This is a genomic window from Streptomyces sp. NPDC002835 (assembly GCF_053591995.1).
Genome location: NZ_JBSFUW010000013.1, coordinates 24,137 through 44,810, shown reverse-complemented (window position 1 = coordinate 44,810; position 20,674 = coordinate 24,137). Strand labels below are relative to the sequence as shown.

The following is a 20,674-nucleotide window of genomic DNA, read 5'->3' as shown; positions in this document are numbered from 1 at the left end:
GCGGTGGTGGTGCCTTGCTGCGCTGCTGTGGCGCTGCTGTCGCTGCGGAGTGTGACGGTACAACCCGCCCCCGTGTCAAACGGCAAAAGCCCGCAACGGCCACTCGAACGGTAACCCGAGTCCAGCCATTCATGCCGCCCGGACCGGCACGTCGTCTCCCGGGCACCCCCTCAGAGGCGGCTGAAGCACCACACCGCGAGCGTGAGGAATGCCGCACCGAACAGCGTGCCGAAGGTGCCGGCCGTGGCCGCGGTCACTCCGTGCGCGACGGGTCGGCGGTGCGCGAGCCGCGTCCCGGTCCACAGCAGCAGCGCGGCCCCGAACAGCGCGAATGCCGTCCCGGCGAAGATCGCTGGCCCGCTCTCCATACCCGTACCCGGTCCTTCCCTGGTGCCGAGGTCCTTGCAGGGCGAGGCTGGCACCCCTGAGCGTCGTAGGCACGAATTACGGGTGAACGCCGCGGGGGGTTCACCCGCCCGGTGGCGGGCGATGTCACAGGAAACGCGGCCGCAAAACGAACCTTGGCCGGATTTACCTGTGGATTCGGGCCACCGGGGGGTCCGGGGCGGGCGTCTGTGAGCGAGCTCGGGAGGTCCGGGGCGGGCGTCTGTGAGCGAGCTCGGGAGGTCCGGGGCGGGCGTCTGTCACCGGGCGCGGGACGTCCGGTGCCCGCGCCGTCACCCGGAGCGGGTGAGGGCGGGGGCGGCGTGGGCCGGCGCGGGCGCCCGACCGGCAGCCGACCCGCAGTCGACCGGGGCGCAGCGGCAGGCGGCGCGACGGGGCGAAGACCGGCGCGGCCGCGGTCCGCGAACGGACGGAGATCCGGGAGGACCGGGACCCGTCGGCGCGGCAGGCGTCGGCCCCGCCGGACGAGAACCGGGCGCGGCAAGGCCGTCGCGCCGGGCGAAGATCCAACGCGGCTGCGGTCGGCGAGCGGTCACAGGCCCAGGGCGGGTACCCGTCAACGCACGGCGGCCGTTGGCAGCGTCGGGCGAAGATCCCGCGCGGCGGCCGTCAGCGCGCGGCCGGTTCCAGGAAGCCCTCGTCGACCAGCAGCCGCAGCGCCTGCGGCGTGCGGTCGCGCAGCTGGACGGGGTCCTCCCCGAGGAGCTGGGCGATGGCGTCGAGGATCTGCCCGGCGCTCAGGCTGCCGTCGCACGCCCCGGCGAAACCGGCGCCGACCGTGTCGACCTTGGTGGCGCGCCGCATACCGCGGTTCTGTCGCAGCACCACGTGCTCCGGGTCCTCGGCGCCCGGCAGCCCGACCTGCTCCTGCATGACCTCGTCGGCGAGCACGAAGTGGTCCGCGAGCAGCGCCGCGTCGTCCCGCGTCCGCAGATACTCCTGCCGGTCGAAGTGCGCGCGCACGCTGTCGCCGAGCGGCTGCTCGACCGGGTGCGGCCACTCCTCCGTGACGATCGAGGGCCGCTCGGAACCGGACTTCCGGAGGGTGATCCAGCCGAAGCCGACCGCCTTCGTCTTCCGCGCCTCGAACTCGTCGAGCCACGCGTCGTACCGCGCCGCGTACTGCGCGGGATCGCTGCGGTGGTCCCCGCTGTCCCGCAGCCAGAGCTCGGCGTACTGGGTGATGTCCTGCACCTCGCGCTGCACGATCCAGGCGTCACAGCCGCGCGGCACCCAGGAGCGGAGCCGTTCCTGCCAGTCCTCCCCTTCCACGTGCTGCCAGTTGGCGAGGAACTGGGCGTATCCCCCGGCGTTGAGCCGCTCCCCCGCCTCCGACACGAGCGTGCGGCACAGGTCGTCGCCGCCCATCCCGCCGTCCCGGTAGGTCAGCCGGGCGCCGGGGGAGATGACGAACGGCGGGTTGGACACGATCAGGTCGTACGTGTCGGAGCCGACGGGCCCGAACAGCGAGCCCTCCCGGAGATCGGCCTCCATGGCGCCGGACAGGGCGAGCGTGAGCCGGGTGAAGTGCAGTGCGCGGGGGTTCAGATCGGTGGCCGTCACGCGCACCGCGTGCTGGGCGGCGTGCAGTGCCTGGATGCCGGAGCCGGTGCCCAGGTCCAGGGCCGAGGCGACGGGCGTCCGCACCGTGATACCGGCGAGCGTGGTGGACGCCCCGCCGACCCCGAGGACCACTCCCTCGCCCTGGCCACCGGCACCGCCCGCGCCGCCGACCGCGCAGCCGAGGTCGGAGACGATGAACCAGTCCTGCCCTTCCGGCCCGCCGTACGGCCGGATGTCCACCGAGGCCCGTACCTCGTCGCCGTCGCGCATCACCCAGCCGTCGGCGAGGCACTCCTCGAGGGGCAGCGCGGCACGGGCCCGGTCCTGCGGCACGGCGCGCTGGAGCAGGAAGAGCCGGACGAGGGTCTCCAGGGCGCCGCTCCCCCGGGTGGCGCGCAGGGCGGGCACGGTCTCGCTGCGGGCGAGCGCCGCATAGGCGGGCGCGCCGAGCAGGTCGAGCAGCCCGTCCGCGGTGAACGCGGCGGCGAGCAGGGCTTCGCGGAGCCGGGGCGAGCGGTCGGGCGAGGGAAGGCTGGTCGTACTCACCAGCCCATTGTGGCCGCCCCCACTGACAACCGCCGCACGGCCCGGCCCACTCGGCCTCTTCCGAGGCCGCGGTCTACGCGCTGTCGGGGGACGCGGAGGCGCCGCTCGCGGGGCTGGACGTCTTGGCCCGCTGGCAGCCGGGCTGCTTCGCCATGGCCTTGCCCAATTCGCCGGCCTGGAGCTTCTCGAGCGCCGCCTGGTCCATCCGCTCGATCTTCTTCAGACCGTCCGCGACGGTCTGCAGGCCGTCGGCGAACTTCTGCTGGTCCTTGGGGTCGAGTTCGTCGACCTTCTTCTTCAGGTCGAGGTAGGCGCCCGCCGTGGCTTCGAGTTCCTTCACCGCGTCCTGCTGGAGCTTCGCGCCGTTCTCCACCGGGGGCGCTCCGGCGTCGTTGATGCCCTTGGCGAGCGCCTTGTCCGCCGCCGCGATGTCCGCGAACGCCTTGGAGTCGGCCGCCTGGATGTCGGCGGGCTTGCCGTCCGCGGCCGTGGAGATGATGGCCTGCTGGGCGTCGGCCCTCTTCTTGATCTGCGGCTGGGCCTGGTCGCAGACCTCCTTGGCCCAGGCGTTCACTTTTTCCTCGCTGTCGTCGCCGCAGCCCGACAGTGTGAGTACCAGTACCGCACCGCTGGACAGTGCGGCCGCAAGCTTCTTGTTCACCGGATCGGTCCCTTCCAAGGCCTCTCGGCCCCGGAACATACACGCCAACTGGGCGACAACCGCGTGTCGTGCGCCCGATTAAGGTGCTATTGAAGCCATTTGCACCAAGGGAGACAAGCCTCACCCATGCCCCTTGAGCACACACGGACGGGCGGGCGGCCGCCCCAAGGCGCACCGCCCGCCCGTCCACTGACAACGGGTCAGGAAACCACCGCCGCACCGGTCTGCTTCGCGCCGCGCTCCGCCGTACCGCTCTCGTCGTCGACGGCGATGCCGCGCCGCTTCGAGATGTACACGGAACCGACGATGATCAGGATCGACAGGACCGCGATCACGGCACGTACACCGGCGCTGGCGTCGTCCCCGTAGCTGAACTGGACGACCGCGGGCGCGATGAGCAGCGCCACCAGGTTCATCACCTTCAGCAGCGGGTTGATCGCCGGGCCGGCCGTGTCCTTGAACGGGTCGCCGACCGTGTCGCCGATGACCGTGGCGGCATGTGCCTCGCTTCCCTTGCCGCCGTGGTGCCCGTCCTCGACGAGCTTCTTGGCGTTGTCCCAGGCGCCACCGGAGTTGGCCAGGAAGACGGCCATCAGGGTGCCGGTGCCGATCGCACCCGCCAGGAACGACCCGAGGGCGCCCACGCCGAGCGAGAAGCCCACCGCGATCGGTGTCATCACGGCGAGCAGACCGGGGGTGGTCAGCTCGCGCAGCGCGTCCTTGGTGCAGATGTCGACGACGCGCCCGTACTCCGGCTTCTCCGTGTAGTCCATGATCCCGGGGTGCTCGCGGAACTGCCGCCGCACCTCGTAGACCACCGCACCCGCGGAGCGGGAGACGGCGTTGATGGCCAGCCCGGAGAAGAGGAAGACGACCGCCGCGCCAAGGACCAGGCCCACCAGGTTGTTGGGCTGCGAGATGTCCATCACCAGGTTCATCGGGGCGCCGTCGCCCAGTTTCTCGCCGACCTCCGTGGCCGCCGTCGCGATGGCGTCGCGATACGAGCCGAAGAGCGCCGCGGCCGCGAGTACGGCCGTGGCGATGGCGATGCCCTTGGTGATGGCCTTGGTGGTGTTGCCCACCGCGTCCAGGTCGGTCAGGACCTGGGCGCCGGCGCCGGTGACGTCACCGGACATCTCGGCGATGCCCTGCGCGTTGTCGGACACCGGGCCGAAGGTGTCCATGGCCACGATCACGCCGACCGTGGTGAGCAGGCCGGTGCCGGCCAGCGCCACCGCGAACAGCGCCAGCATGATCGACGTACCGCCGAGCAGGAAGGCCCCGTACACGCCGAGGCCGATCAACAGGGCGGTGTAGACGGCCGACTCGAGGCCGATGGCGATACCGGCCAGGACCACGGTGGCCGGGCCGGTCAGCGAGGACTTGCCGATGTCCCGCACGGGGCGCCGGTTGGTCTCCGTGAAGTACCCGGTCAGCTGCTGGATCAGCGCCGCCAGGACGATGCCGATGGCGACGGCGACGAGCGCCAGCACCCGCGGGTCCCCGTCGTGCGCCCGGACCGCGGCGTCGCCGACGCCGTCCAACTCGGCGTAGGAGCCGGGGAGGTAGACGTAGGCGGCCACTGCCACCAGGGCGAGCGAGATGGCCGCGGAGATGAAGAAACCGCGGTTGATGGCCGTCATCCCGCTGCGGTCGGCGCGCCGCGGGGCGACCGCGAAGATACCGATCATCGCGGTGACCACGCCGATCGCCGGGACGATGAGCGGGAAGGCGAGGCCGGCGTCGCCGAACGCCGCCATGCCGAGGATGAGCGCCGCGACGAGCGTCACGGCGTAGGACTCGAAGAGGTCGGCCGCCATGCCGGCGCAGTCGCCGACGTTGTCGCCCACGTTGTCGGCGATGGTGGCGGCATTGCGCGGGTCATCCTCCGGGATGCCCTGTTCCACCTTTCCTACGAGGTCGGCGCCGACGTCGGCCGCCTTGGTGAAGATGCCGCCGCCGACACGCATGAACATGGCGATAAGCGCGGCGCCCAGGCCGAAGCCTTCGAGCACCTTCGGCGCGTCGGCCGCGTAGACGAGTACGACACAGGAGGCACCGAGCAGGCCGAGGCCCACGGTGAACATGCCGACCACGCCTCCGGTACGGAAAGCGATCTTCATGGCCTTGTGCGCGACGGCCGTCAGATCCTTTTCCGGCTCGCCTTCCGCCGGTGTCGCTTCGCGCGCGGCAGCGGCGACGCGCACATTGGCCCGTACCGCAAGACGCATCCCGATGTATCCGGTGGCTGCCGAGAAAAGCGCACCCACCAGGAAAAACACGGAACGCCCGGCCCGCTGCGACCAGTCGTCGGCCGGGAGCAGCATCAGCAGGAAGAAGACCACGACGGCAAAGACGCCGAGCGTGCGCAGCTGCCGGGCCAGATAGGCATTTGCGCCTTCCTGCACGGCGGCCGCGATCTTCTTCATGGATTCGGTGCCCTCGCCCGCGGCGAGCACCTGGCGGACCAGGAGCTGGGCGACGACGAGCGCCGCCAGGGCGACAACCGCGATCACAATAACGATCAGTCGGTTGTCATTCGTGAGTACCGCGGCTGAGAGAGAAGTGGGGTGATCGATCAGGTGTGGGTTGAAGAGCCCCGCCATTCGTCCTCCTTGACGTTCAGAGCTCAAGATGTGGACGGATTGTAGGGAGCGGAACCTGATCAAAACAGGGCGCGATAAATGCAATTGACCTTGACTTGCTCCTCAGGGAACGATCGGGCGCCAAAATCGACCCCGAAAGCGGTAACGGGGCAAAAGCATTGACGCCGGATCGATGATCTAGAAAATACGAAAGAGGCCCTGCTCAGCGGGGCCTCTTTCATTCGGAATCACCGGGAACGATCAACTGACAAAAGATCGGACGCAGCGGCTGGGCGGCCCCGCCCCGTCCGTCCCCTCGGGCACAAGACTGTCCGGCGAACGCGGGAGTGACCGGTAAACCCGCTCGGCGGACGTGGTTCGGCGGGCCGTGGCAAGGACGCCATTCGGCGGGGCCGCGCGAGTGACCGGCGCGGTGGACGCCGTTCGGCGCCCCCGGTGCGGTGGGCCGGTGCCGTGGCGCAAGGCCGTCCGGTCCGGTGCGGGCGATCGGCAGGGGCCCTCAGCGATCCCACACAGGTCCGCAGAGGTCCACGGCGATCCGCTCAGCGAGCGGCGGCGCGACAGAGCTCAGCGAGCGGTCACGACCGATGCGGTCGGCCAGCTCATACGGATGACGCCACCGTCCTCCGTGGTGGAGAACTCCACGTCGTCCACGAGACCGCTGATGACGGCGAGACCCATTTCGTCCTCGCCCTCCGCGTCCCCGGCGTCGGCCCCCACGCCGCTGCCGGCGGAGACTGCCGTGGAGCCGGCGCCCGACGCCGGCACCTCGTCACCGACCTCGATGGAGAAAGTCTTCTCCTCCTCGGCCAGAATCACCCGTACGGGCGCGGTGATGCCGTGGCTGCGATGCAGCCCGACAGCACGGCTGCATGCCTCTCCGACGGCGAGCCGGACCTCGTCCAGCACCGCCTCCTCGACCCCGGCCCGGCGAGCCACGGCAGCGGCGACCAGACGGGCCGTTCTGACGTGCTCGGGCTGGGCGCTGAAGCGGAGCTCGACGGTTGCCATGCATTCCCCCTCGGACGTACGGACGTGCCTCTCAGGGGCCCGGGCTGGATGCCCGGGGCCCCTCTCTGCTTCCGGCAGTCTCCGGCCGACCGTCAGTCGGTCGCGGCGACTGCTTCGTCGACCGTGGTGTGAATCGGGAACACCTTGGTCAGACCCGTGATCCGGAAGATCTTGAGAATGCGCTCCTGGTTGCAGACCAGGCGCAGGGAGCCCTCGTGCGCACGCACACGCTTGAGGCCGCCCACGAGCACGCCGAGGCCGGTGGAGTCGAGGAAGTCCACGCCCTCCATGTCGACAACCAGGTGGTAGCTGCCGTCGTTCACCAACTCGACCAACTGCTCGCGCAGCTTGGGCGCGGTATACACATCAATCTCGCCACCGACCTCGACGACCGTACGGTCACCACCAGGTCCGGACACATTGCGAGTCGACAGGGACAGGTCCACGGATCCTCCAGCACCTTGCTATCGAGCGGCCGCCCTTCAAGTCTCCCCGACGGAGCCGGAAGACGGTCGCCAGCCGCGATGGCATTCAATCACTTACCAGCAGCCATGCACGACGCCTTGGGACCATTGTCCGTCACGCCAGTGACACACTCGGTGCCGATGGCCATGAATCACCGTCCCAGTCGACCGCCCGGGAGCGGGGCGAACCGCCCCTCTCCCAGCTCGGTCCTCGACCGGCTCGCCGCAGGTGCGAGCCGGGCTGCGCGCATCACTCATACGGAGCACCTGCCCCCTCGACCGGGCAGACATGCCGTCTGGCCGGACCGCATCCGGGCAGAAGTGATCAGCGCCGTCCAGCATGCGGGGATCGAGCATCCGTGGGCCCACCAGGCGGCCGCCGCCGAGCACGCCCTGGACGGCGAGTCCGTGGTCATCGCGACCGGTACCGCGTCGGGCAAGTCGCTGGCCTATCTGGCTCCCGTGCTCAGCGCCCTGCTCGACGGCGCGGAGGCCCCCAACGGCCGTGGCACCACCGCCCTGTACCTGGCGCCCACCAAGGCCCTCGCCGCCGACCAGCGGCGCGCGGTGAAGGAACTCGCCGCGCCGCTCGGCAACCGGATCCGGCCCGCCGTCTACGACGGCGACACGCCGGTCGAGGAACGCGAATGGGTACGCCAGTACGCCAATTACGTCCTCACCAACCCGGACATGCTGCACCGCGGCATACTTCCCTCCCATCCCCGCTGGGCGTCCTTCCTGCGCTCCCTGCGCTACGTCGTGATCGACGAGTGCCACACCTACCGCGGCGTCTTCGGCTCCCATGTCGCCCAGGTGCTGCGGCGGCTGCGCCGTCTGTGCGCCCGCTACGGCGCGGACCCGGTCTTCCTCCTCGCCTCCGCCACCTCGGCGCAGCCGGCCGTCGCCGCGGGCCGGCTCATCGGTCTGCCCGTACGCGAGATCGCCGACGACGCCTCACCGCGCGGCGAACTGGTCTTCGCCCTGTGGGAGCCGCCCCTGACCGAGCTCCACGGCGAGAAGGGCGCACCAGTGCGCCGCACGGCGACCGCCGAGACCGCCGACCTCCTGACCGACCTGACGGTGCAGGGCGTACGCAGCGTCGCCTTCGTACGCTCCCGGCGCGGCGCCGAACTGATCTCCGTGATCGCCAAGGAACGCCTCGCCGAAGTGGATCGATCTCTGCCCGGGCGTGTCGCGGCCTATCGGGGCGGTTATCTCCCCGAAGAGCGCCGCGCCCTCGAGCGCGCCCTCCACTCCGGCGAGCTCCTGGGCCTCGCGGCCACCACCGCGCTCGAACTCGGCGTCGACATCGCCGGTCTGGACGCCGTCATCATCGCCGGATACCCCGGCACACGGGCCTCCCTGTGGCAGCAGGCAGGCCGGGCCGGCCGCTCGGGCCAGGGCGCCCTCGCCGTGCTCGTGGCCCGTGACGACCCGCTGGACACGTTCCTCGTCCACCATCCCGAGGCGCTGTTCGACCGTCCGGTGGAATCCACGGTCCTCGATCCCGACAACCCGTATGTGCTCGCGCCGCATCTGTGCGCGGCCGCCGCGGAGCTTCCGCTGACCGACGCCGACCTCGACCTCTTCGGACCGGCCACGGCCGATCTGATGCCCCAGCTGGAGGCGGCGAAGCTGCTGCGCCGACGTGCCTCCGGCTGGCACTGGACCCGCCGCGAGCGCGCCGCCGACCTCACCGACATCCGGGGCGAGGGCGGCCGTCCCGTGCAGATCGTGGAGGCCGCCACCGGCCGGCTGCTCGGCACGGTCGACGAAGGGGCCGCCCACACGGCCGTCCACGACGGCGCGGTCCACCTCCACCAGGGCCGCACGTATCTCGTCGACCGACTCGACCTGGACGACTCCGTCGCCCTGGTTTCGGAGGCGAACCCGCCCTACTCGACCACCGCCCGCGACACCACCGCCATCTCCGTACTCGAGACCGACACCGAGATCCCGTGGGGCGACGGGCGCCTCTGCTTCGGCTCCGTCGAAGTCACCAACCAGGTCGTCTCCTTCCTGCGACGCCGGCTCATCACCGGCGAGGTCCTCGGCGAGTCCAAGCTCGACCTCCCGCCCCGGACACTGCGGACCCGGGCCGTGTGGTGGACGGTCACCGAGAACCAGCTGGACACCGCCCGCATCGGCCCGGAACAGCTGGGCGGTGCTCTGCACGCCGCCGAGCACGCCTCCATCGGGATGCTGCCCCTCTTCGCCACGTGCGACCGCTGGGACATCGGGGGCGTCTCCGTGCCGCTCCATCCCGACACGCTGCTGCCGACGGTCTTCGTGTACGACGGGCACCCGGGCGGGGCCGGTTTCGCCGAGCGGGCCTTCCACACGGCCCGGGAGTGGCTCACCGCCACCCGGGAGGCGATCGCCTCGTGCGAGTGCGACGCGGGATGCCCTTCCTGCATCCAGTCGCCCAAGTGCGGCAACGGGAACGATCCGCTGCACAAGCGGGGCGCGGTCCGGCTGCTCACGGAGCTCCTGCGAGCGGCCCCGGCGACCGAAGCACCGGGCTCGGAAGCCCTGGCGATCGGGACACCGGGCTCGGAAGCCCCGGCAGCACCTGAAGCGCCCGCCCCGGCCGCTTCTGAAACCCCGAGTCCGGGAGCGTCGGGCCCGGGCGGGTCGGGTCCCGGGAGCCCCTGCGTCTCCTGAAGCCCCGCCTCCGGAAGCGTCGGCCCCCGGAAGGTCGGGTCCCGGAGCGTCGGCCCCCGGAAGGTCGGGTCTGGGCGCGCCGGATCGGGGAGCCCCTGCGGCCCCGCCCGCGCCCTGACCACCGGGGCGTAGGGCCCGAACCGGGCCAGTGCCGTCACGTCCGCGACCTCGCCCGTCACGGCGCACCGCACCACCTCGGCGCCCTGGGCCCTGGCCACCCGGCTCGCCTTCGCGCAGGCGTCGGCCGTACCACTCAGGGCGTGGTCGGCCGCGGCCAGCGCCGCCAGGTCGGCGGCAGCTCCGGCCCGGTGGCGGGCCACAACGGCCTGACCCATCGCCAGCACGATCGCGAAGACGGCGCACAGTACGGTCGTCGCCATCGCCACCCACACGGTCGCCGAGCCGCCGTCCTCATCCACGGCGCCACGTACGGTCACCGAGCCGCCTCCTTCCCCCGGACGAGGACCGGACTGCCCTCCCGTACCGCGCTGGGGGCCGTAGTCGGCCCTGAGACGGCAGCCAGGGGCGGCTCCACGGCCACAACCGGCGCCGCACCCGAGGGCGTGGTCTCGTCAGGCGCAGTAACCCGTACGACCTCCCTGCGGCCCCGCCCGCCCGGGCCGGCGGCACCCTCCCGCTCGGTATCCCGGCGGACGACCACCTCGTGCCCCACGGCCCCGGCTGCCGACCCCACGGTGTCCTCTGCCGACGCCACCGCCTCGGCGCTGAGCGTCAGGGCCAGCGCGCCCGGACCGGGAGCATCCGCCTCGACGCGCACACGCCAGAGGTCGCCGCCGCGTGTCAGCGTGACCACGGAGCCGCTCGGCGCAGCCGACCGTGCCGCGGCTACCGCGGCCGCCCGCGGTTCGGACCGTGCCGCCGCCCGAGCACCGGCCCGAGCGGCGTCCACGCACTGGATCTGCGCCGCAGCGGCCGTCAGTGCCCAGACCAGGGCCATGGCGAACACCACCAGCGCCGGCACAGCCACGGCCGCTTCCGCCGTCACCGAGCCCCGTTCACGGGAACCACCGGCACACGGTGCGTCAGAACTGGGCATCGAGCGCCTTTCCGATCACCGCTTCGAGGGCTCCCGACACGGTCCCGCTGGTGACGATCTTGTAGAGGACCGCCGCGAAGGCGCACGCGGCGATCGTTCCCATCGCGTACTCGGACGTCGTCATTCCCTCGTCGGTACGCATCCCGCGCCTCAGCGCCTTCAGGCGGTCACGCATCGCTTTCCACATGTCCCATGCCTCCAGATGTCGAAGTTGTCGTCTGTCCTGGTTGGTGTGTTTCCGGCGATTGCCGGGGGTCGTGCCTCAATTGCCGTGCAGGAGTCCGCCCGCCAGGCCGATCACCACCGGCGCCACCCCGACCGCGAGGAACGCGGGCAGGAAACACAGGCCCACCGGTGCGGTGATCAGCACTTGTGCCTTGCGGCCCTGACGGGCCACGGCGCGGGCCCGCTCGGCGCGGAATCGCTCGGCCAGCCGCGACACCGGCTTCGCGGCCGGCGCTCCGGTGGAGTCGGCCCGCTCCAGACAGCGGGCCAGCGGCTCCGCGCCCGGTATTCCGCCGAACCAGCCCCACGCGGGCGCCGGTTCGGCCCCGAGACGCAGCTGTGCGGCGGTGTGTGCGAGGCGGGCGCCGACCGGGCCACCCAGAGACTCTCCGACCGCCTCCGCGGCCTCCCGCGGGCCCGCCCCGGCCGAGATACACGCGGCCAGCAGGTCCGCGGCCAAGGGCAGTTGACGCGCCGCCTCCCCGTACTCACCGGCCTCGACCGCAGCGGGACCTTGCCGCCGGTCACGGTTCTGCTGCCGGCGCCGGGCGCAGAAGGCGGCGGCGATCCCCACGGCGCCGCCCGCGAGCCCGCCGATCAGGACCCAGGCGAGCACCGCCACGCCCATAGGCGGTGCCCAGCGCTTGCCCCAGCGCGGTAAGTCCACGTGCCCGCGCCGGGGTTCGGGCCCGATGCGCAGGAGGGACCTGATCCTCTTCCGCGCCCTGTTCTCCCGCCGCCTCGCCATCGTCAGCGAGACCAGGCAGGCCGCCGATGCGAGGACCGCCACGGCTGTCCCCAGCCTGTGCACAGCTTCACCGTTCATGACTGCTCCCCGGCACGCACGATCCGTCCGGCCCAGCACAGCCCCGCCGTCTCGAGCAGTCCGCCGGTCACCAGGCACGCGATTCCCGCCGGGGTGTGGAAAAGCACGTACAGCGGGTCCGCGCCGAGTGCCCATCCCATGGCGAGGCCCGCGACGGGAAGCAGCGCGAGCAGCGCGACGGTCGACCAGGCTCCTGCCAACTGCGCTTTGAGGTCCTCATGTTGATCACTCTCGGAACGCAGGGCCGCCTCCAGGCGGTCCAGCCCGGCGGCCAGGCCCGCGCCACTGTCCACGGCCACCCGCCAGCAGGCCGCCATTCCGGCAAGCCCTTCCGCACCCGGCTGCCGAGCCGCCTTGCGCAGCGCCCCGGGTACGTCTCCACCGAACCGGGCCGCCGCCAGCACGGCCGCCTCCGCGTCGCCGAGCACGTCAGTCGCCCCTGCGGCGAGGAGCAGTGCCTGCGCCGGCTGCAGCCCGGCCCGCAGCTCCCCCGCGGTCGCGCCACACAGATCGATGACTCCCTGGACCCGCCGGTCGCGGTCCCTCCCGCGTTCCCTGGCCAGCAGCCACCTCCGCACCAGCGGCACGGCAGCGGCTCCCAGGGCCAGCGGCAGCGGCGACTCGGCAGCAAAGGCCGCCATCAGAGCGACCGGCAGGCACAGCCACTCCCTCCGGAGCCTGATCACGGGCAGCAGCCGCTCCCCCGACCACCACGGAGGCAGCGCCACCGCACCCGCGTCCGCGAAGAGCAGCCGCGCTCTCCGCAGCCCCCGCTGATGGCCCGCCATCAGCCAGGCGGCCCCGGCCAGGCACAGCGCCGCCGCGCACATCGCCTGCATGGCGGTCACAGGGCATCACCGACCAGTGCCCGCAGCCGCTCCCACCCGGCCTCGGCCACGAATGCCGCCCTGCCCCACCGCAGCGCCGGCACCGTCACCACCAGGCCCGCCGCATCCCGCTCCAGGACACGGATCTCGGCCACCCGGCGACGGCCCGCTCTGTCCCGCACAAGATGGATCACCACCGAGAGGGCCGCCGCCAGTTGGCTGTGCAGCGCGGCACGGTCGAGCCCTGCGGCGGTCCCCAGCGCCTCGAGCCGCGCGGGCACGTCCGCCGCCGCGTTGGCGTGGACCGTGCCTTCTCCGAACTTGGAGTTGAGGCGGTGGGGATCGATGGCGCGTGCGGTCGGCAACCGCTCGGGCAGCTCATGGAGCGTTCACTTCGCTGCTGCGCGCGACGACCTGCTCGAAGGAGGGAACGCCTAGGAATACCGGCACATCCTTACGATCTTGCCGCGCGTCGAGTCGAGCAATCTTTTCCTCGGCTGCGGCATGACTCACGGCCAGACCCTCGACTTCGCCAAGCCAGCCTTCACGCTTGGCCTCTTCGATTCGATCCGCAAGGTTGTCGCGAATTTCAACCAAACGCGGCCTGTCCGTGAAGTCAACGATGAGAACCGGGCATCGGACACATGCGTGTTCATGAGCGCAGTCAGTGCCATAAGCCCGCCCACATTCCCCGAGAGCGAGCTTGCGTCGCTCGAAGTGCCCCAGGAACTCCTGCCACTCTTCTGGTGTGACAGCCCTATATTCCTCGACAGGGCGGAGTGCACGACGGCGAGCAATAAAGGCTTGGTGCGCCTCGATGGCATCCGCAGGGGCAGCGTATCCCATCGTCGTGTTGATGTTCCCGTGACCTGCGATGACTTGAGCAATGTGAGGAGGTAGACCGTTGAGGATGGCATCCGTAATGAAGATTCTCCGGAAGTCATGTGGCTGAAATTTCAGAGGATTCCCGGAGATATCAGTGAGGCCGGAGGCTTCTAGTGTTTCATTGAGGGCCTGGCGAATGGTTCGCTCGGAGATCTGTCGATCTTCTCCACTTACGTGCCACTGATAGAGGAGCGGCATGGGAGAGTTCCAGGTCTTCTCATGATGGTCATAGCTGTGAATAATCGGGACGACGCTTTTCCCTCTGCGGATACGTGAAATCACAGCGCTGAGTACATCTGCGAGCTCTGGAATGACGAGCAACAGCCGCTCTTGGTCCGTCTTTGACGGTGCGATTTGCAGGAGGGGAACAACTTCGCCGGTGGCGGGCACCGTATAGCTGATGATGCTGTGATGGCCGAGCTCACGAAGTTCTTCGATCCGAATTCCGGTGTGCCGCAGGATCTCAATCGTTGCCCAGGCCCAGAAGGCCCGTTTCTCCTCGGTGCGAAGATCACGACGGCGACCTTGCGCGTCTCGGACCATCGATGGCCGGCCGTCCGATCGATTGGTGCTCCGGGGAATGGTGAAGGTTTCTCCAAGCACTGAGAAGGTAGAGCCGAGCCGAGCAGAGTTCAGCGCGTCGAGGCGGACTCCGGCTTCCTTGAGCCGACGGTCTGCAACACGGACCAGGACCGGTAGGACAGGGAGCCGTTCCCGGGTGCGCTGGTCTGACCTAGATTTCTGCCTTTTCTCAGCCTTCTTCACCGAGCAGTCGGCTTCGCTGACTGGTGCCCGGGCGGCCCAGGGACCCCATCGGTCGGGTTCGTCCAGGGCCCATTGAGCGATGTCCAGGTAGAACGCGCGCACGGACTGCTTGACCGCGGGTGCACTGATCCGAGGCTCAGTGACCTCGCCGATGGTGCCGTCCGGCTGCCTTCTTCGGACGGTCTTGGTGGCGATTCGAGACTTCCAGGCCGCGCTCGTTTCGGCGCTCAGATGCAGCGAGTTTATGCCGGGTTGATGCTTTTCGAGATCAGCCCAGAACAAGTGGGCCAGGGTCAACGACAGGCTCTTGAGGGAGCTGTAGTCGAGGCTGGCCTGGCGTTCGGTGAGGTAGTCGACGATTAGGTCGCGGACGGGTTTGCACTGGAGGTCGTAGCGGTCCACCAATTCGGCAGGGGTGGCCTGACCAGAACGGTTCTCAAAGTTGGCCAGGGTCGCGGGGGCGTCTGACGAAAACTGGCCCAGGGCTCGCAGCCAGGCGTAGGCAAGGCGGGGGCCCCGGCTATCGCGTCGACTAACCATCAGCCGCGCCAGGCAGTCACCGACTGTGATGTCTTCGACCTTGCCGCCGTAGGTCACGATGATCTGCGCGATGGCTTTGAGGGCAACGGAAGAATCGCGTCCACTGCTGCCGGTGGGCGATCCAGCCGCTTCCAGTCGGATGAATCCCTCGGGATCGCGCGCCACTTGAATGGCCGGCCTGAGGTACCGAGAGGAACTTGAGGCAAGCCAATTCAGGTCCGGACGGATGGCATCGCCGCACATCAGGGCCAGCATTCCGGCTTGGAGCGAAACGGAACTCCTGCCGATCGTCTTGGTCCACTGGAGCACCGTCTCGTGCCAGCGTTCAGGTTCATTTGACACTGGTGTGGCCTGCCAGCGCTCCTGCCAAGTGTCACCTGGGAAGGTCTCCAACCAGGACAGCAGCAGACGGGCGCCGACCATCCGAGTCGATTGCCCGGAGACGCTGCCGCCCCCGGGCAGAGGGACCTCCAAGAGGCGGTTGAGGAGGTCTTCTCGACTCAAGGCGGTTGTGGGCCATGCAGTGGGGCGTGGGCGAGCCGGAAATTTTTGAAGGAGAGCAGCTGCCGCAACTCCAGATAGTGGCCGGAGGATTGATGGTGCAAAGCCCTTAGGGAGGACCGATGTCGTCATGCGGAAGGTCCTCCGAACAGGACGTTGAGGGACTCACGGTTGTAAGCGGGCGCGGGCGAAGCCGACGGTGGGTTGCTGCGCTTCTTCTCTTGCCGGGCATGGTGCGCGAGGCCAGCTGCAATGACGTCGTCTCTGGTGGGACGGCTGTAGATGTCCAAGGTCGACAGGTGCTTGTGGCCGAGGATGTGCTGAACGTAAACGGGCGGCATATCCGGGTCGTCGAGCATCAAGAAGGTCGCGGTATGCCGTAGGTCGTGGAGCGACCAGTTGGAGCCCAGGAGCCCTTGGGCGCGTTTGAACATCATGCGGGCCGCGTCGTACTCCAACGGCCGCCACGGACGCCGCAGGGTCCACCACAGCGGCTGGTGGCGGCCTCGTGGGATCCCCTTCTTCCAGGCTTCTTCCTGGTAAAGCCGTAGCCAGACGAACGCATCCAGGTTGGCGGGCAGTTCCTGGTAGTCCTCGGTACCTTTGCGGATCACGCCGATGGTCTGCTGGCCGACCTTCGCGTCGCCCTGCTTTGGGCTGAGGAGTTCCTCGGCGCGGGCGCCGTTGGAGACCCAGAAGGCCAACAGGGCCCGGTCGCGGTGCGAACGGAGACCCGCGAAGACCTCGGTGTACTTGTCATCGGGGATCCGCCGCGGAATTCGCTTTGGGACCTTGGGTCGGTAGCGGCCTTTCTGATCCGTCTGGAACTCGTCCATCGGGTTGTGGTGGGCGTTCGACCGCTCGCCTGGACGGCCCTGCTCACCCTGGGCGCTGGGACGGCGCCGGCCCCGGTGTCGTGAGCGGTCCAAGGGGAACGGGTTGACCAGCAGCGAACCGGAGTTGTTGTCCAGGTGCCAGTCGTAGAAGGTCCGCAGGACCGTCTCGCAGTGAGCCCGTGTGGTGGGGGCGTACTTCGTCCCGATGGTCGGCTTCCCGGTCACCGGGTTGGGTGTTCCAGGCGTCGGCCTGTCAGTCCTGGGCCGGGGAATTTCAGAAGCCGCCTTGCCACGGTGCCGCCAGTGGACGCGCACTGGTTTGTCCGCCAATTTCATCCACAGCGTGAAGTCCCTAGCGTCCTCACGTGTCGCGCGGTCCCACTCAATCCCGAACGCCCACAGGAAACGCCACCACCGCAGCAAGTCCATTCCGTACGAGCGCGGAGTGCGCGGCGAATAGGGCCCGGCCATCAGATCCTTGAAGTAGACCCTGACCGGATCGACTGGTCTCCCGAATGGGTCAAGCAGCTGGAAGGGTTCCCATGGATCTCCCGTCTCCAGCAACTTGCCCATCTCAGGTAAGACGAAGCTCCTCATGTCCCTTCCGGGACGCTGGTCCTCGGGCATGTCGGGGAAGGTAGCAGAACCCCAACTGACCTGCATAAATGCCCGATTTAGTTCGGTCAATACGCCGCACCCCCCGTCGTGGCCGGTGTTGAGCGCCGCGAGGAGTTCGGTCACCTCCGCGCCACGCACCTCGCCCACCACCAGCCGGTCTGGGCGCATCCGCAGCGCCTGCCTGACCAGGTCCCGGAGCGTCACCCGCCCGGCGCCCTCCTGGTTCGCCGCGCGTGACTCGAGCCGCACCACGTGCGGGTGCTCGGGCCGCAGTTCGGCCGAGTCCTCGGCCAGCACGATGCGCTCCCGCTCCCCCACCATCCCCAGCAGACTGCTCAGCAGCGTGGTCTTCCCTGAACCGGTACCACCGCTGATCAGGAACGACAGCCGGGCCTCGACCAGCGCCCGCAGCAGCCTGTCTCCGCCCGGGGGCACCGTCCCCGCCGCGACCAGTTCCTCCACGGAGAAGGCGCGGGGCCGCACGACGCGCAGCGACAGGCATGTCGAGCCGACCGCGACCGGAGGGATCACGGCGTGCATCCGTGTCCCGTCCGGCAGACGGGCGTCCACCCATGGGCAGGCGTCGTCCAGCCGCCGTTCGGCCACTGCCGCGAGCCGCTGGGCGAGTCTGCGCACCGATGCCGCGTCGGCGAACGTCACCTCGGTGAGCTCCAGGCCCTTGCCGCGGTCCACCCACACCCGGTCGTGCGCGGAGACCAGCACGTCGGTGACCGATGGATCGGCGAGCAGCGGCTCCAGCGGTCCTGTGCCGACGAGTTCGCAGCGCAGCTTCTCCGTACCGCCCAGTACCTCGGCGTCGCCCAGCAGCCGCCCCTGGGCCCGGAGCGCGGCAGCCACCCGGGCCGGCGTGGGATCCGCGCCGCTCTCCGCCAGCCGCTGCCGTACCGCCTCCAGCAGGCCGGAGCTCATGCGACGCCCTCCCCGACCAGCACACGGTCCCAGAAGGCCGTGCAGAACCTGGCCAGCGGTCCACGGCCGTTCCCGCCCGGCGGCGCCCCGCCGCTCTGCGCGGCGGCCAGACCGGGCTCTGTCGGCAGCTCACCGGCGAGCGGCAGCCCGAGGGCGCCGGCCACCCACTGCTCGTCCAGGCCGGGCGCGTACGGTCCGCGCACCACTACCCGCAGGTCGGGAAGGACCATGCCCACGATTGACGCCACCCGGTTGGCGGCCGCGACGGCGCGCAGTTCACCGGGGACGACCAGCAGGCCCAGGTCGAGCTGTGCCAGCGCTTCCGCCACGCCTTCGTCGACGCGGCGCGGCAGGTCGACGACGACTGCTCCACCACGTCGGCGTGCGGCTGTTAGGACCGATCTCATGGCCTCCGGAGGAATGACCACGGAATCACCGCGGTCCCAGCTGAGTACGCGCAGCGCGTGGAGTTCGGGCAGCGACTCCTCCAGTGCCCCGCCGGCGACCCGGCCCTTGGAAGCGGCGAAATCCGGCCATCGCCTGCCCTCGGTGTGCTCGCCTCCGAGCAGCACGTCGAGCCCTCCGCCCAGCGGGTCTCCGTCGACGAGCATGGTGCGCCGGCCGCCGCGTGCCGCGGTCACCGCGAGCGCGGTCGCCAGCGTCGAGGCGCCGGCGCCGCCGCGTCCGCCGATCACTCCGACGGTCAGCGCCTGGCGTCCGACCCCCTCGACGACATCGGCGATCCGGTCGACGAGCCAGCTCTCGGCATCGGGCAGCCGCAGCACGCAGTCGGCCCCGATCTCCACGGCCCACCGCCATACATCCGGGTCGTCCTGGTTCCTGCCGACGAGCAGCACCCCGCGCCTGCGCGATGCCCCGCGGCAGCGTGCGGCGGCGTCGTCACCGACCAGGACGAGCGGCGCGTCGTCCCATCCGCCGGTCCGCTCCGGCAGTGTGTGGTGCACCTCGGGCTCGGCGCCGGCCGCCGCGCAGAGCCGCAGCAGATCGTCGAGCAGCTCCAGGTCCTCGGTGACGATCAAGGGTCCGCCCGGCCGCTTCTCCGCGGCGCGTGAGCGGTCCGATGTGATGGATCCGGCCACGATCTCCACCCCTTCCCTCTGCGATCTCGCATCTCATCGAGATCCGTGATTCCTTCCGGCCCGCGAGTTACGCGGCTGGAATCACGGTGCAGCGCAGTGAAAAATCGTGTGGATCTTGCTGAAAAACTGTGGACAACTAGCCACTTGTGAATATCCCCGTAGCCCATACCAGTGAGTGCGCGGCGGCCCATGGACGGCGCCGGAAGGGTTCCCTTAAGCCGTTCCCGAAGACCTGCCGGAGCGCAGCCCGACCACTACGCGCAGTGACGAAACTGAGGGTCGGCCGTCCGCCGGCATCGAAGCGTGCTGAAGGGCCGTGAAGGCGGCTGCGAGGCGGATCGAAGAGGAAAAACGTGCCCGGACATGCGACGACCCCCGCCGGGGGGGAGAGCGGGGGTCGTCTCTCCGGCCGACTCGGGGGGGGAGGAGCCGGACCGGGTTAGCACGGTCGCGAACGATCCGTGACTTCCATGGTGTACCCGAGAGCCTTCTCAGGCAAACCCACAGGCCCCAGCGTACGCCGAATGGCGGGCACATATGCTCGGCTCGTGGAAAACCACTCCTTGCCGCGCACAGCCGCCTTCTTTGACCTGGACAAGACGGTCATTGCGAAGTCTTCGACTCTGACCTTCAGCAAGTCCTTCTACCAAGGCGGGCTGATCAACCGGCGCGCCGTACTGCGTACCGCCTATGCACAGTTCGTTTTCCTCGCCGGGGGCGCGGACCACGACCAGATGGAGCGGATGCGCGAGTACCTCTCCGCACTCTGCAAGGGCTGGAACGTCCAGCAGGTGAAGGAGATCGTCGCCGAGACCCTGCACGATCTGATCGACCCGATCATCTACGACGAGGCCGCCTCTCTCATCGAGGAGCATCACGCCGCCGGCCGGGACGTGGTCATCGTCTCCACCTCCGGCGCCGAGGTGGTGGAGCCCATCGGGGAGCTCCTCGGCGCCGACCGGGTCGTGGCCACCCGCATGGTCGTCGGCGACGACGGCTGCTTCACCGGCGAGGTGGAGTACTACGCCTACGGGCCGACCAAGGCCGAGGCCGTCCGGGAGCTCGCCGAGTCGGAGGGGTACGACCTGAGCCGCTGCTACGCGTACAGCGACTCGGTCACCGACGTCCCCATGCTCGCGGCGGTCGGGCACCCCTACGCGGTGAACCCCGGGCGCGGGCTGCGCCGCGAGGCGACCGTGCGGGACTGGCCGATTCTCGACTTCAACCGGCCCGTGCGGCTGAAGCAGCGGCTGCCCGGCTTCTCCATGGCGCCGCGGCCCGCGCTGATGGCGATGGCGGCCGTCGGAGCGGCGGCGGCCACGGCGGGACTCGTCTGGTACGCCAGCCGCCGGCGCACTGTCGCAGCACAGGCGGCGGGCCGGGCCACCACCCTCTGAGCGGGTTCCGGCTCCGGTCGGCCTGCGGCGACAGACCTGAAGGTTCGTCCGCATTTGAACTTAAAAGTAAAGAAGCGCGGGCAGGGCTTTCACATCGCTGCTGGTAGTAGTACAAAGGAGTCACGGCCCGCGAGACCGAGGCACATCCGAAAGGATCACCTTTAACGCACAAAGGCCCCACGGACCGAAGCATGAAAACCGAGTACCCACGCGACGTCGACCCGTCGATTACGGGCCAGCCGCACCA

15 protein-coding genes and 3 pseudogenes are annotated in these 20,674 nt (G+C 69.9%); 2 read left to right on the top strand and 16 right to left on the bottom strand.

The genetic code is table 11. The features are described 5' to 3' along the window. Nucleotides 1-170: 170 nt before the first annotated feature. From ACWD01_RS16560 to ACWD01_RS16535, 6 genes are all read right to left on the bottom strand, one after another. Complete coding sequence (locus ACWD01_RS16560) at nt 171-368, bottom strand: hypothetical protein (RefSeq protein WP_356894555.1); 198 nt, start codon at nt 366-368, stop codon at nt 171-173. Between the two features lie 646 nt (nt 369-1,014). Next, nucleotides 1,015-2,514, bottom strand: a complete 1,500-nt coding sequence (locus ACWD01_RS16555) for a DUF7059 domain-containing protein (RefSeq protein WP_451162315.1) — start codon at nt 2,512-2,514, stop codon at nt 1,015-1,017. Between the two features lie 73 nt (nt 2,515-2,587). Next, entirely contained in the window at nt 2,588-3,175 is a 588-nt protein-coding gene (locus ACWD01_RS16550) for a small secreted protein (RefSeq protein ID WP_451162313.1), read from the bottom strand. 200 nt (nt 3,176-3,375) lie between these two features. Beyond that, nucleotides 3,376-5,781, bottom strand: coding sequence for a sodium-translocating pyrophosphatase (locus ACWD01_RS16545; protein WP_451162311.1), 2,406 nt, complete (start codon nt 5,779-5,781; stop codon nt 3,376-3,378). A gap of 567 nt (nt 5,782-6,348) precedes the next feature. Further along, a complete protein-coding gene (locus ACWD01_RS16540; protein WP_451162309.1) occupies nt 6,349-6,792 on the bottom strand; it encodes an ATP-binding protein in 444 nt (147 codons plus the stop codon). 92 nt (nt 6,793-6,884) lie between these two features. Continuing rightward, nucleotides 6,885-7,238 (bottom strand): STAS domain-containing protein, encoded by a 354-nt coding sequence (locus tag ACWD01_RS16535; RefSeq protein WP_003967428.1) that lies wholly within the window; start codon nt 7,236-7,238, stop codon nt 6,885-6,887. Between the two features lie 78 nt (nt 7,239-7,316). On the opposite strand from ACWD01_RS16535, the gene ACWD01_RS16530 reads away from it, so the two are divergent. After that, nucleotides 7,317-9,920, top strand: coding sequence for a DEAD/DEAH box helicase (locus tag ACWD01_RS16530; RefSeq protein WP_451162307.1), 2,604 nt, complete (start codon nt 7,317-7,319; stop codon nt 9,918-9,920). A 158-nt stretch (nt 9,921-10,078) separates the two neighbouring features. Here ACWD01_RS16530 and ACWD01_RS16525 read toward each other — a convergent pair. The 10 genes and pseudogenes from ACWD01_RS16525 to ssd form a co-directional block, all read right to left on the bottom strand. After that, nucleotides 10,079-10,300, bottom strand: a pseudogene (locus tag ACWD01_RS16525) (Rv3654c family TadE-like protein); the annotation flags it as partial. 53 nt (nt 10,301-10,353) lie between these two features. Continuing rightward, the gene (locus ACWD01_RS16520) at nt 10,354-10,977 is read right to left on the bottom strand and encodes a TadE family type IV pilus minor pilin (RefSeq protein WP_451162305.1); all 624 of its coding nucleotides are present in this window, start codon (nt 10,975-10,977) and stop codon (nt 10,354-10,356) included. Continuing rightward, nucleotides 10,964-11,164, bottom strand: a complete 201-nt coding sequence (locus ACWD01_RS16515) for a DUF4244 domain-containing protein (RefSeq protein WP_451162303.1) — start codon at nt 11,162-11,164, stop codon at nt 10,964-10,966. The genes ACWD01_RS16520 and ACWD01_RS16515 overlap by 14 nt, the downstream gene beginning before the upstream one ends. Nucleotides 11,165-11,239: 75 nt before the next feature. Continuing rightward, nucleotides 11,240-12,028 carry a type II secretion system F family protein gene (locus tag ACWD01_RS16510; RefSeq protein WP_451162301.1) on the bottom strand — a complete coding sequence of 263 codons (789 nt, stop codon included), beginning with the start codon at nt 12,026-12,028 and terminating at the stop codon, nt 11,240-11,242. Further along, a complete protein-coding gene (locus ACWD01_RS16505) occupies nt 12,025-12,858 on the bottom strand; it encodes a type II secretion system F family protein (RefSeq protein WP_451162561.1) in 834 nt (277 codons plus the stop codon). The genes ACWD01_RS16510 and ACWD01_RS16505 overlap by 4 nt, the downstream gene beginning before the upstream one ends. Nucleotides 12,859-12,872: 14 nt before the next feature. Continuing rightward, a pseudogene (locus ACWD01_RS16500) lies at nt 12,873-13,172 on the bottom strand (ATPase, T2SS/T4P/T4SS family); the annotation flags it as partial. Between the two features lie 61 nt (nt 13,173-13,233). Further along, entirely contained in the window at nt 13,234-15,468 is a 2,235-nt protein-coding gene (locus ACWD01_RS16495; protein ID WP_451162299.1) for a tyrosine-type recombinase/integrase, read from the bottom strand. Between the two features lie 206 nt (nt 15,469-15,674). Further along, on the bottom strand, nt 15,675-16,382 hold the full coding sequence (locus ACWD01_RS16490) for a tyrosine-type recombinase/integrase (protein ID WP_451162559.1): 708 nt from the start codon (nt 16,380-16,382) through the stop codon (nt 15,675-15,677). 684 nt (nt 16,383-17,066) lie between these two features. Continuing rightward, nucleotides 17,067-17,930: pseudogene (locus ACWD01_RS16485) on the bottom strand (TadA family conjugal transfer-associated ATPase); the annotation flags it as partial. Next, nucleotides 17,927-19,030 (bottom strand): septum site-determining protein Ssd, encoded by a 1,104-nt coding sequence (gene ssd / locus ACWD01_RS16480; protein ID WP_451162297.1) that lies wholly within the window; start codon nt 19,028-19,030, stop codon nt 17,927-17,929. The pseudogene ACWD01_RS16485 and the gene ssd, both read right to left, overlap by 4 nt. 524 nt (nt 19,031-19,554) lie before the next feature. On the opposite strand from ssd, the gene ACWD01_RS16475 reads away from it, so the two are divergent. Further along, on the top strand, nt 19,555-20,427 hold the full coding sequence (locus tag ACWD01_RS16475; RefSeq protein WP_451162295.1) for an HAD family hydrolase: 873 nt from the start codon (nt 19,555-19,557) through the stop codon (nt 20,425-20,427). Nucleotides 20,428-20,674 lie beyond the last annotated feature (247 nt).

Coding starts and splice junctions, on each gene's coding strand:
- ACWD01_RS16515 (WP_451162303.1), bottom strand. CDS start 11,164: ATGTGGAAAGCGATGCGTGACCGCCTGAAGGCGCTGAGGCGCGGGATG.
- ACWD01_RS16475 (WP_451162295.1), top strand. CDS start 19,555: ATGGCGGGCACATATGCTCGGCTCGTGGAAAACCACTCCTTGCCGCGC.
- ACWD01_RS16495 (WP_451162299.1), bottom strand. CDS start 15,468: ATGGTCGGCGCCCGTCTGCTGCTGTCCTGGTTGGAGACCTTCCCAGGT.
- ACWD01_RS16540 (WP_451162309.1), bottom strand. CDS start 6,792: ATGGCAACCGTCGAGCTCCGCTTCAGCGCCCAGCCCGAGCACGTCAGA.
- ACWD01_RS16510 (WP_451162301.1), bottom strand. CDS start 12,028: ATGAACGGTGAAGCTGTGCACAGGCTGGGGACAGCCGTGGCGGTCCTC.
- ACWD01_RS16530 (WP_451162307.1), top strand. CDS start 7,317: ATGGCATTCAATCACTTACCAGCAGCCATGCACGACGCCTTGGGACCA.
- ACWD01_RS16520 (WP_451162305.1), bottom strand. CDS start 10,977: ATGCCCAGTTCTGACGCACCGTGTGCCGGTGGTTCCCGTGAACGGGGC.
- ACWD01_RS16560 (WP_356894555.1), bottom strand. CDS start 368: ATGGAGAGCGGGCCAGCGATCTTCGCCGGGACGGCATTCGCGCTGTTC.
- ACWD01_RS16505 (WP_451162561.1), bottom strand. CDS start 12,858: ATGTGCGCGGCGGCGCTGTGCCTGGCCGGGGCCGCCTGGCTGATGGCG.
- ACWD01_RS16545 (WP_451162311.1), bottom strand. CDS start 5,781: ATGGCGGGGCTCTTCAACCCACACCTGATCGATCACCCCACTTCTCTC.
- ACWD01_RS16490 (WP_451162559.1), bottom strand. CDS start 16,382: ATGGACGAGTTCCAGACGGATCAGAAAGGCCGCTACCGACCCAAGGTC.